We start from the raw sequence: 12568 nt of genomic DNA on the forward strand, positions 1-12568 counted from the left end.
GGATTACCTTCGCATTTCTGGCGGATTTGGCTGACATTGCCGCGCCTTTCGCCTCCGTAACCTGCGCATTCGTACCGGCCGAAGTGGCCCGGTGATACGCTGGGAGCGAGCGATGTCCGCCATACCTTTGCCGGCCGAGCCGGAGACCGAACCGATGATCGACGACGAGCGCGAAAAACTCCGTGCGGAGATCCGCAAGATCACCGCAGAGACCATGAAGATCAACGCAGAGGCGCGTTGGTATCCTTACGTGGCAGTGGCGGGTACGTTTGCCGCTGCGCTTGGCCTTTTGAAGCTCCTGGGATCCTGAAACCAAGTATCCCTACGAAGCGTCGTAGGGAGCTGCGCCGGCATGACGCTTCAAGATGCCCTTGGCGCGAAAAGGCCCTTCGCACCCGGCCCGCAAAGAAAATAGAAGGCCGGAACCAGATAAAAGATCAGGAGATGACCGGACCACATACGGCTTTGCCAAGCCAGGTAGTCCCGATACTCCCCGTCACTGAGAACGCGCGAAACGCCTGATATGTAGGCGACAGCCTTGCCGTCGACAAAATGCAGCTTCTCGCTGTGACCGACGGTGCACCAGACGAAGTTGATGGCGACATAGACGCCGCACGCACCGATCGCAACGCGGACCCACGTCGGCATGCCGGCGACAATCCGCGAGTTCGATACTCGACCGAGTCGGCCACCATTCGCGTCGGTAATCATGGGCATGAAAACGAGCATCACGCCAGCAAAAAGCGCGAACGAAAGCGGACAACCCGGCCAGGCTTCCTCGGGAACGGGAAGATGGAGAATGCTTCGCACGTGGATCGAAAGCGCGGCGCAAAAGCCGGCCAGAGCCGCGATACCAACAAGCTTCGACCACCAGACTCTCGCACCACTCCCCTGCACTGCGTTCAAGGCAACCGTCCTTCTGTGGCCCGCCGGGCCGGATTAATAGGAGACGTTCTTGAGTTCGGAGGGCCCGACAATATCGAAGCGCTGCACCCGGCCACCCTGCACAACAAAGGCGTGGTGGATGACTTCGTCGAGAAGGACTTGCCCTTGCAGGTCCCGGACAATCTGATGCACTTCGACGATGGTCGAACCGTCGTCGCTTTGCGCGAAGCTTAGTGGCTCCACCGAGGGATCGATGACCGACCACTGGTATGTCCAGTATTCGCGAACAGCATCACGCCCGTGGATGTGCGTCCCTTCCATGCCGTTGGCCCAGGCGACATCGTCAGCCAGTGCGACCAACACGCCCTCCATATCCCTCTGGTTGAACCCGTCGTACAGGCGGCGAATGAGCTGCTCGTCACTGGTCATGGGTCGATCCCTGGTTGGTGCGAGAGGCGGGACTCGAACCCGCACGGTTTTACCCGTCAGAACCTAAATCTGGTGCGTCTACCAATTCCGCCACTCTCGCTCGCGGCGCCATTCTAGGTCCCGCGCAGGCTCAGGTCTATCGCCTGGGACCGGTGAAGCCGATTCAGGTGTCGTCCCGCGCAGAGTCGGGCGACATGTATGCCATTTTTCAGAATTGACGTATTCAAACGACTCTCCTTCAAGTCGATCCTGAGCCTCCCACCCAAGGAGGCACCCCAATGCGATATCTGCTCCCACTCGCCGCCGCTGCGATGCCCGTTCTCGTCTTCGCCCAAGTTACCCAGCAAAGCGCGAGCATGTCGCTCGAGGGCGAGAAACGCGTCGTCCGACAAGTCATCCTGAAAGATGAGCACGGGATGGACACACTGGTCGAGCAACACCTTATTGAACTTGAGAATGGCGACTACCTGTATCTGCACACGTCCCAACCCCAGGCTACCCGGGAACTCGACCAACGGATCTGTGCCAGTTTCGGCTCGCAAGTCTCGGAAGGCAGCCTGGTGAGATTGAGCCCCGAGACCCTTGGGGGCGGCGCGTGTCGAAACGAGACAATCGTGGAACCGAGTGCTGCTGCCGTGGAACAGCGGTCTACTACCTCGATGCTGCAACCACCGTCACGAGCGAACGTGCCTCAGAAGGTCGGTACTGCGACCAACTACTGATCCGCGAAAGCGACGGTCACTCCGTGGCGCCTGAATCCTTGCCAGTCCGATCATCTCGAGGAGCTGACGACGGGTCGCTCGAGGTCGCGCCAGGAGAGCTCAAGGAGCGCTCCGCACGCCCACCCGACTTCACCCGCGTCTCCGCACCGACGTGCGGCCGGATCAACAGGCCGGAGCCTGGACGACCATCGCGTCGCGGGGTTCTCGTCTTGGCAGCTTTGCCGGTATCCATCGCTCTGCTCGCGGAAAGAGTGAGGGCAAAAAGAAAAGGCGCTTAGGTTTCCCTAAGCGCCTTCCAAAATGGTGGGCCGTGTAAGATTCGAACTTACGACCAATTGATTAAGAGTCAACTGCTCTACCAACTGAGCTAACGGCCCATTTTGAAACACATCGCACGTTGTAAGTGGGGTGGACGATGGGACTCGAACCCACGACATCCGGAATCACAATCCGGTACTCTAACCAGCTGAGCTACGCCCACCATAAAACACCATCTGGCGCGCCCGACAGGAATCGAACCTGCAACCGTCGGCTTAGAAGGCCGATGCTCTATCCGGTTGAGCTACAGGCGCAGGCACTGTACGTAGAACGCCAACTGGTCGGGGCAGAGGGATTCGAACCCCCGACATCCAGCTCCCAAAGCTGGCGCTCTACCAGACTGAGCTATACCCCGAATCTTAAAGTATCCACCGATAACGACTTGGTGAAGCCTTCAAATGTTACGGGTCAAGCCCAAGCCCGTCAATCCGTATGAACACACCACACTTTCAACCGCTTTTAAAGATGGTGCGCCCGGAGAGATTCGAACTCCCGACCACCAAGTTCGTAGCCTGGTACTCTATCCAACTGAGCTACGGGCGCACACTTTAAACCTTTGACTCGTTGCCTGCCGCTGTGAAGCGTTGGCGCCGTGTCGAGAAGCGGAATTATTCAGATATCGAGCGTGGGCGTCAACACTTTTCTGAAAGTTTTTTTCTCGAATTGGTAACAAGTGGGGTAATCAGGCGTCTGGACTTGCGAAGGGAGGTTTTCGCGAGGACCCCTTTCGCCGATGAATCGGCTCCCACATGACTCACTCGCCGATGAATCGGCTCCCACACTTCTACCCTGCCTAACGAAGAAGGGCGGCCTTGTGGCCGCCCTTCTCTTCTCACAGCTGCGTAGCGGGCTTGCCGACCTTATCCGGTGCCGAGCCAGCGTCCCCACGCGGGGGCGGCGGAGGCGGCGAACCAGGCTTGGTCCAGTCGATCGGCGGAGCAGGCTCGCGACCATTCATGATGTCGTCGATCTGGCGTGCGTCGATCGTTTCGTACTGCAGCAACGTCTCGGCCATGATGTGCAGCTTGTCGATGTTCGTGGTCAACAGCTCCTTGCTGCGCGCGTAAGCGCGATCAAGGATGGTGCGCACCACTTCGTCGATCTTGCGTGCGGTCTCGTTGGAGACGCTCTTGTGCTGCGTGACGGAGCGACCGATGAAGACCTCGTCCTCTTCCTCGCCATAGGTGACCGGACCGAGTTCATCGGACAGGCCCCACTTGGTCGCCATGTTGCGCGCCATCTTGGTCGCACGCTCGATATCGTTCGACGCCCCGGTGGTGACCTTGTCGTGGCCGAAGATGAGTTCCTCGGCGACGCGGCCGCCATACAGCGAGCAGAGCTGCGATTCGATCGCCACCTTGTTCATGCTGTAACGATCGCCTTCCGGCAGATACATGGTGACGCCCAGCGCGCGACCGCGCGGGATGATCGTGACCTTGTAGACCGGATCGTGCTCGGGCACCAGGCGACCGATGATCGCGTGGCCCGCCTCGTGATACGCGGTGAGCTTTTTCTCTTCGTCGTTCATGGCCATGGAGCGACGCTCCGAGCCCATGAGGATCTTGTCGCGTGCACGATCCAGATGGCTCATGCGCACTTCGCGAGCGTTCTCACGCGCCGCGAACAGCGCCGCCTCGTTGACGAGGTTGGCGAGATCCGCACCCGAGAAGCCCGGGGTACCACGCGCGATGACCATCGGGTCGACGTCGGCCGCGGTCGGCACCTTGCGCATGTGCACCTTGAGGATCTGGTCGCGGCCCTTGACGTCCGGCAGGCCGACGACGACCTGGCGATCGAAGCGACCCGGACGCAGCAGGGCCGGATCGAGCACGTCGGGGCGGTTCGTGGCGGCGATGACGATGATGCCCTCGGTGCCTTCGAAGCCGTCCATTTCGACCAGCAGCTGGTTGAGCGTCTGCTCGCGCTCGTCGTGACCGCCGCCCATGCCGGCGCCACGATGGCGGCCGACGGCGTCGATCTCGTCGATGAAGATGATGCAGGGAGCGTGCTTCTTGGCCTGCTCGAACATGTCGCGCACGCGGCTGGCGCCGACGCCGACGAACATTTCGACGAAGTCCGAACCGGAGATCGAGAAGAACGGCACCTTGGCTTCGCCGGCGATCGCCTTGGCGAGCAGGGTCTTACCGGTACCCGGCGGACCCACCATCAGCACGCCGCGGGGAATCTTGCCGCCGAGCTTCTGGAACTTGCCCGGATCGCGAAGGAACTCGACGAGCTCGCCGACTTCTTCCTTCGCCTCGTCACAACCGGCGACATCGGTGAAGTTGACCTTGACCTGGTCTTCGCCCTGCAGCTTGGCGCGCGAGCGACCGAAGCTCATGGCGCCACGGCCACCGGAACCGGCCTGCATCTGGCGCATGAACCAGATCAGCACGGCGACGAAGATGATGATCGGCAGCCAGTTGAACAGCAGTCCGAGCAGGGAGAAGCCATTGTCGGCGGGCTCCTGGCGCAGCTCGACGCCCTTGTCGCGCATCTGCTTGACCAGGTCGCTGCTGGACATGCCAACCACCGGTACGACCGTGCGATAGGCACCGCCATCCTTCAGCTTGCCGGTGATCGTCGGCGGCGCCGTGGAGGTGATCGTGCCGCTGGCCACGTTACCGTTATCGACGTTCTGGGCGAACGTCGTATACGACATGTCCTGCGACGAGCCGCTGTGGGGATTGAAAGTCTGGAACACGGTAAGGAGGACCACCGCGATGACCAGCCAGAGCAACAGATTTTTTGCCATCTCATTCATGCGGTGTTCTCGCCAGGTTACCGGGACGCCGACTTGAGGCCGGTCGCCAGTGCATACACCTCCGCCGAACGTGCGCGGGAGGCTTTCGGTTTACGCATCGTCACGCGACTGAAGTCAGCACGCAAGTTCTTAAGGTAGTCGTCGAACCCTACGCCCTGGAACAGTTTTACCAGGAACGACCCGCCTGGCTTGAGCCAGTCGAGACTGAACTGGCGAGCCAGGTCACAAAGGTCCATCGCACGGATCTGATCGGCCAGTGCCACACCAGACATATTGGGGGCCATGTCCGAGAGGACAAGATCGACCTTCTGGCCGCCGAGCATGGCTTCCAGCTCACGGAGAACGGTTTCTTCGCGGAAATCGCCCTGCATGAATTCCACACCGGCCAGGCTGGCCATGGGCAGGATGTCCATGGCGATCACCTTGCCGGTGTCGCCCAGACGGCGCCGGGCCAGCTGGGACCAGCCGCCTGGCGCGGCGCCCAGGTCGACGATCGTCATGCCCGGCTTGATAAGGCGATCGCGCTCGATCAGCTCCTCGAGCTTGTAGATGGCGCGCGAGCGCGCCCCTTCCGCCTGAGCCCTTTTGACGTAGGGATCATCGAAGTGCTCTTTCAGCCACTGGGAGCTGGTCTTACTGCGTGCCATGGCTTTAGACCGGAGCTTATTAAGGAGCGGGCCTTGCATGATACCCTTTGACGCCTGTCAGCCGCACATCGAACCTGAACGCAATGTCGCTTTCCCCTACACAGTCCCGCTATCTCCGCAGCATGGCCCACGATCTCAAGCCGGTCGTCCTGCTGGGCAACAAGGGTGCCACCGAGGCCGTGGCCAAGGAACTCGCCCAGGCCCTGGATATCCATGAGCTGGTCAAGGTCAAGCTCTCCGGAGGCGACAAGGACGAGCGCCAGGCCCAGATCGACTTCCTGACCAGCCAGACCGGCTCCGAAAAGGTCCAGGAAATCGGCCATATCGTCGTCCTGTTCCGCCGGAACGAGCAGGATCCGAAGCTCGCCCTACCCCGGTAACCCGCCATGGACCTCTCGTTCGAGCACCCTGGCGAGTACCTCTTCGTGCGCCGGGTGGGCGCGAACACGGTCACCATCGTCGATCGCGACTTTCACAAGAGCCTCCTGCTGACCCCTGAAAAGGTCGTCGAGGACTGGCCGGTGACGGACGCCAAACAGCTCACGCTGTCCGACGTCGCCCTGATCGCAGAGCTCAAGCCCGAGTTGGTGATCATCGGGACCGGGGAGCGCCAGGTCTTTCCCCCCGCCGAGGTCATGGCTGGCTTCCTGCGCCAGGGCATCGGCGTCGAGGCGATGACCAACGGCTCGGCCGCGCGCACCTACAGTCTCCTGGCCGGCGAGGGCCGCAGGGTCCTGGCGGCCTTCATCCTGCCCCAGGGATAACCTTTCCATGCGCATCCTCGTTCTCGGTGCCGGCGGCACCGGCGGTTACTTCGGCGGCCGCCTGAGTCAGGAAGGCGCGGATGTGACCTTCCTGGTGCGACCGGATCGGGCAGCGGCGCTGGATGCGAAGGGCCTGGTCATCAAGAGCCCGTTCGGCGACGCTACCCTGACGGTGAAACACGTCACCGCCGACACGGTCGCCGCGGCGGGCACGTTCGATCTCGTCCTGCTCTCCTGCAAGGCCTACGACCTGCACTCGGCCATCGAGGCGATCGACCCGGCCATCGGGGAGACGACGGCGATCCTGCCGATCCTCAACGGGCTGGCCCACTACCCCGTGCTCGACAAACGCTTTGGCGCTGACCGGATCATCGGCGGCATGTGCGTGATCAGCGCTGCGAAGGGCCCTGCAGGAGAGATCCTGCACTTCGGCAGCGGGGCATCGGTGACCTTCGGCGAACGGGACGGCACCGGACACGACGGCCGCTGCATCGCCATCGCCGAAGCCTTCACCAAGGCGAACGTCGACCACACGCACTCGACCGATATCGAGCGCGACCTGTGGGCTAAATTCTCTTTTCTGGCCACCCTCGCCGGGGCGACCTGCCTGTTCCGCGCCAGCGTCGGCGACATCGTCGCCACGAACGATGGCCGCCAGCTCACCGAGCAGATGTACGAGGAGTGCCTGGCGGTGGCGCGCGCGGCCGGTCATGCCGTACCGGACAACGCCCGCGCCTTTGCCTGGAAAACACTGACGCAGGAAGGCTCACCACTGACGGCGTCCATGCTGCGCGACCTGGAATCGGGACAGCGCATCGAAGCCGACCACATCGTGGGTGACATGCTGCGCCGGGCGCGGGACGCTGGCGTCAAAGCGCCGATGCTGGAGGTGGCGTTCGCGCACCTGCAGGCGTTTGAGGTGCGGAACAAGCGCCAGGCCTAGGCGGTGGGGGCCCCTGCTCCTGTAGGAGCCGATTCATCGGCGAGCTCTTGCTTCGATGGGGAGGCCTCGTGAGGGGCTGAGGCCAGCAACCTGGGAGGAAGCGCTGCTGTGCAGCGCGTGTATTTACTATTCGCCGATGAATCGGCTCCTACATTTACCTATGCATTCGCCGCTGAAGCGGCTCATGCATGTACCTATTTTGCTGGCAGATATTGCAGCGGGTCGACGGGGTTGCCGTCGCGGCGGATCTGGAACTGGAGTTCGTCGCGGGTCGCGCCGCTCGAGCCCATTTCGGCCACGGCCTGCCCTGCCTTCACTTTCTCGCCTTCCTTGACCAGTCGCTTGCGATTGTGACCGTAGGCGGAGAGGAAGCTGTCGCTGTGCTTGATGATGACCAGCTCGCCGTAGCCGACCAGGCCGTTGCCGCTGTACACCACCACGCCATCGGCGGCCGAGCGCACCGGGTCACCGGCCTTGCCACCGATTTCGATGCCGGGAATGGCGTCGGCGGAAGAGAACTTCTTCAGCATCGTGCCGTCGGCCGGCCAACGCCAGGCGATGCCGCCGGCGCTACGCGATGCGCCACTGGTCACGATAGGCGTCGCTGCCGGCGGATTCTCCACGGGGGCGGGCGCCGCGGCGGGGGCGTTAGGCGCACTCGGGGGCACTGGCACGGCAACAGGAACGACCGACTCCGCCGGCTTGCCGGCGACGACGACCGGTGTGTTTGTCGTGGTCGCGGGGGCCGGGACAGCGGGCGGCGCGACATCGGCATCCGTCACGCTCTGGAAAGCGGGTTGCGCAGGCTGGGCCGGCGGCGGTGTGCCATGCGGCGCATTACCGGCGGGCGGCGTACCCGCGGGCGGGGGCGTAGCGGCCACGACGACCGGCGCGGCGTGCGCGGGCGCCGACTTGCTGTCATGACCCGGCGGGGCGAGCCGCAGGTCCTGGCCCGGCCAGATGGTGTACGGCGAGGCAATGCCGTTCCAGCTGGCGAGATCGCGGAAATCCACCTTGTTGCGGAAGGCGATGCTGTAGAGGGTATCGCCCTTCATGACCCGGTAACTGCCACCAGGCGGCGCCGGAGGCGGCGTCGCGTCGTGGCTCGGCGTGTAGCTACCCGGGCTCCGCGTGACGATGACAGAGCTGCGCGTGACATCGCAGCCCGCCACGACCACGGCAGCCGACAGCACGCCTACCAGCGCGAGCGGACGGATCATGAGCATCGCGGATTTCCTTTCACGGGCACTCATCGCAGCAGGAACCACCACACGGCCAGAAGGACGACTGCAACGATAGCAGCCCAACCTATCCACTCTATGTGTTTACGCAGGATCCGTTCAGCGCGCTCGCCGAACAGGCGTACGAGCAAGGCCAGCAGCCAGACCCGCTTGCCACGCCCGATCAGCATGCAAAGCAGGAACGGCAGCAGGGGCACCCCGATGATGCCGGAAGCCCAGGTCACGAACTTCATCGGCACCACGGGCTGCAGCGCAGCCATGGCCAGGGCGATGTAGAGGGCCAGCGCATGCGCGGCCATGTCCTCGCGCAGACTTGCCACGCCCTTCTCGATCGGCGCGAGCAGGTGCATCGACTCGAGAAGCGGCTTCAGGGCCTCGTAGGCGTAGTGGCCGAGCATGTAGCCGACCAGCGAACCCGCCAGCGAAAACAGCAGGCTCCAGTTCGCGTAGCGGAAGGCCTTGCGCGGCTCGGCCAGCATCATCGGCGCGAGCATCACTTCCGGCATGATCGGGAAGATGAAGGCTTCGACGAAGGACAGGCCCGCGAGATAGCGGACCGCGTGACGATGACGCGCCCAGACGATGGCGCGTTCGTAAAGCGAAGCAAACATCCGCATTCAGCGGTTTTCCCTGTCGTGGAGGCGCATCAACCGATGCCGCCGAGTAAGGGCACGAAACTCACCGCACCCAGTTCTTCCCGTAAGACCTCGCCGTTCTCGCCCTTGCGCAGACGCAGGAGCACCTGCTGGCTCGGGCTACCGACCGGCGCCACGAGCACGCCGCCCGGCTTGAGCTGGTCAAGCAGTTTCAGCGGAACGCGGTCGCCGGCGGCGGTGAGGATGATGGCGTCGAAAGGCGCATCCGACTCCCAACCCAGCTTGCCGTCGTCGTGCCGCGAACGGAGGTTCTCGATGCCCAGCTGACGGAACCGGCGACGCGCCTGGCGCAGCAGCTCTTCGATCCGTTCGACCGTGTAGACCGTGGTCACGATGCCGGCGAGCACCGCGGCCTGGTAACCCGACCCCGTGCCGATTTCGAGCACACGCTCGGGCACGCCATGCTCGATCAGCGCCTCGGTCATGCGGGCGACGATCCAGGGCTGGGAAATGGTCTGTCCGTGGCCGATGGGGAGCGCCGTATTCTCATAGGCGCGCGAATGCAGCGCCTGATCGATGAAGTGATGTCGCGGCAGCTGCCGGATGACTTCGAGCACGCGCTCGTCGCGAATGCCTTCCTCGACCAGTTTGGCGACCAGGCGGTCGCGCGCACGTTGCGAGGTCATTCCTTCGCCGCGCAGGGCCGAAGCAGGCAGGGCATGCAGGTTCACCACCTCAGGCTGCCTCCTCGTTACCCATCGCCGACGAAAGCGGAAGCATCCAGCTACTGACTTTCTCCAGGGCCTGGAAACGGGTGAGATCGGTGTGGATCGGCGTGACCGAGACAAAGCCGCGGCTGACGGCATTGAAATCGGTGCCCGGGCCGGCATCGTCGATTTCGCCCGGCGGACCGATCCACCACATGGTGCGACCGCGCGGATCTTCCGTCCGGATGGCCGGCGCGGCGCGATGACGCTTGCCGAGCCGGGTGACCTCGAAGCCGCGAATCTCTTCCCAGGGAAGGTCAGGCACGTTGACGTTGAGGATGGTGTCCGCCGGCAGCGGATCCACGATCAACCGACGCATGATCATGAGCACCGCGCTGGCGGCCGCATCGAAGTGACGGCCGGAGCCCTCTTTCGTCACCAGGGAAACGGCGATCGCGGGAAGGCCGAGGAAGCGCCCTTCCATGGCGGCCGAGACGGTGCCCGAATAGATGACGTCGTCACCGAGGTTGGCGACATTGTTGATGCCCGACACAACGATGTCGGTCTCATGCTCGAGCATGCCCGCCAGGGCGAGATGGACGCAGTCCGTCGGCGTGCCCGACACGCGATAGAACCCGTTCTCCATGCGATGGGCACGGATGGGGGCGTCGAGGGTAAGCGAGTTGCTCGCGCCGGAGCGATCGCGGTCGGGGGCGACCACGGTCACCGTGCCGAACTCGGCCAGACGCCCGGCGAGAATCCGGATGCCCGGAGCCTCTACGCCGTCGTCGTTGCTAACCAGAACTTGCATGCTGATCCAGATCGAAAATCGGGTGTGGCGGCCCTATATCGACAAGGCCGCCCGACCGGTCCAAGTCTACCGGAGCGGGCAGCGGGATTCACGAAACGCAGCTAGGATGAGGGCAATGAAGCGCCGCACGCCTCCCCTTCACGACGATGACAGCCGCCTCTTCCGCGAGGCGATTGGCGACGTGCGGCCGATGGCGCCGGTCGAGTCGCTACCCGAGCGCCCTCGCCCCGAGCCGTATCCGCACATGCGCGATGCCGACGAGGCGGCCGTGCCGGCCGAGTCACTCCTGTTCGACTACGACCCGGCCGATCTCGAAGTAGGTGAGGAGCTGTCCTACCTGCGTGACGGCTACCCGCCCAAGCTGCTGAAACAGCTCAAGCGCGGTCAGTTCAGCATCCAGGCGGACGTCGACCTCCACCAGATGAACGCCGCCGCGGCGCAGATGACGATTGCCGAGTTCCTCGCCGAGTGCCGCCACGATGGGATTCGCTGCGTGCGGATCATCCACGGCAAGGGCTTGCGCTCCAAGGCGGCCGGGCCGGTGTTGAAGGGTCTGACCGACCGGCTGCTGCGTCGACGGGACGATGTCGTTGCCTTCGCCTCGGCCCGCCCGATGCAAGGCGGCACCGGGGCCGTCGTCGTCCTGCTGAAAGGCTAATAGCTACCTGTAGGAGCCGATTCATCGGCGAGCATTCTGTGGGACCTAGAGCATTACAGGGTGGCGGCGACTTCGCGTAGCACGGTCGTCGCATACGCCCCGGCCGGGAGGCCGAACGAGACTTCGAGCGCGCCATCATCCAGCCAGCGCCAGGCCAGATCGCGCGGCAGCATGCGCAGCGCCCGGCGCTCCTGGTCCATGCGCGCGCCCGCCAGACCTTTCGCAAGATCTTCGTCACGGGCGGCAACGGCACGCTCCAGCTCGCCGACCGCATCGGTGGACGGCGGCTCGCCATCGCCCCACAACGGACCCGACGGATGAATATCGAAGCGAGCGAGACGCTCGGCCAACACGTCGCTGAACGCCTCGGGTCCGAACCACGAGCGCGAGCCTTCCAACGACCAGATCTCGCCATCCATCGGCGTATCCCACTGCCCTGCCCCGACACGCTCAGCGAGCACGCCGTTGAAGATGTGCGAACGTGCCGCCGAAAGCAGGATGGAGCGCTTGTCGCGGTCGACGCGGCGACCGCCGAACATCTGCTTCGCCTGCGCCACGTTGCCGCCACCGAGACCGAATCGCTGCTCGCCGAAATAATTCGGCACGCCACGCTTCGCGATCGCGGCGAGGCGTTCGTCAGCGGCGGCACGATCGCCTTCGATCTCCCGCAGCACCAGCACGAAGCGGTTTCCACGCAGTGCCCCGCGCTTGATCTTGCGCGAATGGCGGGCGGCGGAAATCACCTTGATCTCGTCGGATACGAGCGCCGACCAGTCCGGATCGGCCTTGCCTGGAAGGTGCACGGTGAACACCTGGCGGGTCACCGCGTGGCGGTCCTTCATGCCGGCGTAGCCGACATTCATCGGCTGGATACCGGCGAACTTGGCGAGTTCACGTGCTGCCCAATCGGTGTTCGTGCCGCGCTTTTCCACCAGGAGAAACGCATGCTCGCCGGCGCCATCGGCTTCATAGCCGAGGATTTCCTCGACGAAGAAATCCTCGGGCGCGGAGCGCAGGCGGCCGCGCAGCGGCGGGGCGCCGAAGGCGAAAGGGAGTTCGTTGTCTGTCATGGTTCGCGGCCTT

General features: G+C 63.7%; 15 protein-coding genes and 6 tRNA genes. 6 read left to right on the forward strand and 15 right to left on the reverse strand.

The window, feature by feature from the left end:
* Positions 1 to 154: 154 nt before the first annotated feature.
* Positions 155 to 310, forward strand: coding sequence for a hypothetical protein (locus BJI69_RS00065; protein ID WP_181016733.1), 156 nt, complete (start codon positions 155 to 157; stop codon positions 308 to 310).
* 50 nt (positions 311 to 360) lie between these two features.
* On the opposite strand, the gene BJI69_RS00070 is transcribed toward BJI69_RS00065, so the two are convergent.
* The 3 genes from BJI69_RS00070 to BJI69_RS00080 form a co-directional block, all read right to left on the reverse strand.
* Positions 361 to 906: a hypothetical protein gene (locus BJI69_RS00070; RefSeq protein WP_046968789.1), complete on the reverse strand. Its 546-nt coding sequence runs from the start codon at positions 904 to 906 to the stop codon at positions 361 to 363.
* A 33-nt stretch (positions 907 to 939) separates the two neighbouring features.
* The gene (locus BJI69_RS00075; protein ID WP_046968790.1) at positions 940 to 1314 is read right to left on the reverse strand and encodes a nuclear transport factor 2 family protein; all 375 of its coding nucleotides are present in this window, start codon (positions 1312 to 1314) and stop codon (positions 940 to 942) included.
* 15 nt (positions 1315 to 1329) lie between these two features.
* A tRNA-Leu gene (locus tag BJI69_RS00080) sits at positions 1330 to 1414 on the reverse strand.
* A gap of 178 nt (positions 1415 to 1592) precedes the next feature.
* Between BJI69_RS00080 and BJI69_RS00085 the strand changes: the two genes are divergently transcribed.
* Entirely contained in the window at positions 1593 to 2036 is a 444-nt protein-coding gene (locus BJI69_RS00085; RefSeq protein WP_046968791.1) for a hypothetical protein, read from the forward strand.
* Between the two features lie 301 nt (positions 2037 to 2337).
* On the opposite strand, the gene BJI69_RS00090 is transcribed toward BJI69_RS00085, so the two are convergent.
* From BJI69_RS00090 to rlmE, 7 genes are all read right to left on the reverse strand, one after another.
* Positions 2338 to 2413: transfer RNA gene (locus tag BJI69_RS00090), tRNA-Lys, on the reverse strand.
* A 27-nt stretch (positions 2414 to 2440) separates the two neighbouring features.
* Positions 2441 to 2517 (reverse strand) — tRNA-His (locus BJI69_RS00095).
* Positions 2518 to 2531: 14 nt separating this feature from the next.
* Positions 2532 to 2608: transfer RNA gene (locus tag BJI69_RS00100), tRNA-Arg, on the reverse strand.
* 24 nt (positions 2609 to 2632) lie between these two features.
* Positions 2633 to 2709 (reverse strand) — tRNA-Pro (locus BJI69_RS00105).
* A 111-nt stretch (positions 2710 to 2820) separates the two neighbouring features.
* Positions 2821 to 2897, reverse strand: a tRNA-Arg gene (locus tag BJI69_RS00110).
* Between the two features lie 289 nt (positions 2898 to 3186).
* Positions 3187 to 5118, reverse strand: coding sequence for an ATP-dependent zinc metalloprotease FtsH (gene ftsH / locus BJI69_RS00115; RefSeq protein WP_181016734.1), 1932 nt, complete (start codon positions 5116 to 5118; stop codon positions 3187 to 3189).
* A 17-nt stretch (positions 5119 to 5135) separates the two neighbouring features.
* Complete coding sequence (gene rlmE / locus BJI69_RS00120; RefSeq protein ID WP_046968792.1) at positions 5136 to 5765, reverse strand: 23S rRNA (uridine(2552)-2'-O)-methyltransferase RlmE; 630 nt, start codon at positions 5763 to 5765, stop codon at positions 5136 to 5138.
* A gap of 83 nt (positions 5766 to 5848) precedes the next feature.
* Between rlmE and yhbY the strand changes: the two genes are divergently transcribed.
* Genes yhbY through panE form a run of 3 tightly spaced genes read left to right on the forward strand, consistent with a single transcriptional unit; the run spans position 5849 to position 7472 of the window.
* Positions 5849 to 6145 carry a ribosome assembly RNA-binding protein YhbY gene (gene yhbY / locus BJI69_RS00125; protein ID WP_046968793.1) on the forward strand — a complete coding sequence of 99 codons (297 nt, stop codon included), beginning with the start codon at positions 5849 to 5851 and terminating at the stop codon, positions 6143 to 6145.
* A gap of 6 nt (positions 6146 to 6151) precedes the next feature.
* On the forward strand, positions 6152 to 6529 hold the full coding sequence (locus tag BJI69_RS00130) for an Mth938-like domain-containing protein (protein WP_046968794.1): 378 nt from the start codon (positions 6152 to 6154) through the stop codon (positions 6527 to 6529).
* Positions 6530 to 6536: 7 nt separating this feature from the next.
* Positions 6537 to 7472 (forward strand): 2-dehydropantoate 2-reductase, encoded by a 936-nt coding sequence (panE, locus tag BJI69_RS00135; RefSeq protein ID WP_046968795.1) that lies wholly within the window; start codon positions 6537 to 6539, stop codon positions 7470 to 7472.
* A 194-nt stretch (positions 7473 to 7666) separates the two neighbouring features.
* On the opposite strand, the gene BJI69_RS00140 is transcribed toward panE, so the two are convergent.
* The 4 genes from BJI69_RS00140 to surE form a co-directional block, all read right to left on the reverse strand.
* Entirely contained in the window at positions 7667 to 8527 is an 861-nt protein-coding gene (locus BJI69_RS00140; protein ID WP_425477401.1) for a peptidoglycan DD-metalloendopeptidase family protein, read from the reverse strand.
* Between the two features lie 194 nt (positions 8528 to 8721).
* Entirely contained in the window at positions 8722 to 9330 is a 609-nt protein-coding gene (locus tag BJI69_RS00145) for a YqaA family protein (protein WP_046967313.1), read from the reverse strand.
* A gap of 29 nt (positions 9331 to 9359) precedes the next feature.
* Positions 9360 to 9995 carry a protein-L-isoaspartate(D-aspartate) O-methyltransferase gene (locus BJI69_RS00150; protein WP_046967403.1) on the reverse strand — a complete coding sequence of 212 codons (636 nt, stop codon included), beginning with the start codon at positions 9993 to 9995 and terminating at the stop codon, positions 9360 to 9362.
* A gap of 49 nt (positions 9996 to 10044) precedes the next feature.
* Positions 10045 to 10827 (reverse strand): 5'/3'-nucleotidase SurE, encoded by a 783-nt coding sequence (gene surE, locus BJI69_RS00155; protein ID WP_046967314.1) that lies wholly within the window; start codon positions 10825 to 10827, stop codon positions 10045 to 10047.
* A 115-nt stretch (positions 10828 to 10942) separates the two neighbouring features.
* On the opposite strand from surE, the gene BJI69_RS00160 reads away from it, so the two are divergent.
* The gene (locus BJI69_RS00160) at positions 10943 to 11485 is read left to right on the forward strand and encodes a Smr/MutS family protein (RefSeq protein ID WP_046967315.1); all 543 of its coding nucleotides are present in this window, start codon (positions 10943 to 10945) and stop codon (positions 11483 to 11485) included.
* Positions 11486 to 11538: 53 nt separating this feature from the next.
* Here BJI69_RS00160 and truD read toward each other — a convergent pair whose 3' ends face one another.
* Positions 11539 to 12555 carry a tRNA pseudouridine(13) synthase TruD gene (truD, locus tag BJI69_RS00165; RefSeq protein ID WP_046967316.1) on the reverse strand — a complete coding sequence of 339 codons (1017 nt, stop codon included), beginning with the start codon at positions 12553 to 12555 and terminating at the stop codon, positions 11539 to 11541.
* Positions 12556 to 12568: the final 13 nt, after the last annotated feature.

It is taken from the genome of Luteibacter rhizovicinus DSM 16549 (genome assembly GCF_001887595.1).
Lineage (GTDB): Bacteria > Pseudomonadota > Gammaproteobacteria > Xanthomonadales > Rhodanobacteraceae > Luteibacter > Luteibacter rhizovicinus.

Coding starts and splice junctions, on each gene's coding strand:
- BJI69_RS00085 (WP_046968791.1), top strand. CDS start 1,593: ATGCGATATCTGCTCCCACTCGCCGCCGCTGCGATGCCCGTTCTCGTC.
- BJI69_RS00130 (WP_046968794.1), top strand. CDS start 6,152: ATGGACCTCTCGTTCGAGCACCCTGGCGAGTACCTCTTCGTGCGCCGG.
- BJI69_RS00150 (WP_046967403.1), bottom strand. CDS start 9,995: ATGACCTCGCAACGTGCGCGCGACCGCCTGGTCGCCAAACTGGTCGAG.
- panE (WP_046968795.1), top strand. CDS start 6,537: ATGCGCATCCTCGTTCTCGGTGCCGGCGGCACCGGCGGTTACTTCGGC.
- BJI69_RS00160 (WP_046967315.1), top strand. CDS start 10,943: ATGAAGCGCCGCACGCCTCCCCTTCACGACGATGACAGCCGCCTCTTC.
- surE (WP_046967314.1), bottom strand. CDS start 10,827: ATGCAAGTTCTGGTTAGCAACGACGACGGCGTAGAGGCTCCGGGCATC.
- yhbY (WP_046968793.1), top strand. CDS start 5,849: ATGTCGCTTTCCCCTACACAGTCCCGCTATCTCCGCAGCATGGCCCAC.
- BJI69_RS00145 (WP_046967313.1), bottom strand. CDS start 9,330: ATGCGGATGTTTGCTTCGCTTTACGAACGCGCCATCGTCTGGGCGCGT.
- rlmE (WP_046968792.1), bottom strand. CDS start 5,765: ATGGCACGCAGTAAGACCAGCTCCCAGTGGCTGAAAGAGCACTTCGAT.
- ftsH (WP_181016734.1), bottom strand. CDS start 5,118: ATGAATGAGATGGCAAAAAATCTGTTGCTCTGGCTGGTCATCGCGGTG.
- BJI69_RS00140 (WP_425477401.1), bottom strand. CDS start 8,527: ATGAAGGGCGATACCCTCTACAGCATCGCCTTCCGCAACAAGGTGGAT.
- BJI69_RS00065 (WP_181016733.1), top strand. CDS start 155: ATGATCGACGACGAGCGCGAAAAACTCCGTGCGGAGATCCGCAAGATC.
- BJI69_RS00075 (WP_046968790.1), bottom strand. CDS start 1,314: ATGACCAGTGACGAGCAGCTCATTCGCCGCCTGTACGACGGGTTCAAC.
- truD (WP_046967316.1), bottom strand. CDS start 12,555: ATGACAGACAACGAACTCCCTTTCGCCTTCGGCGCCCCGCCGCTGCGC.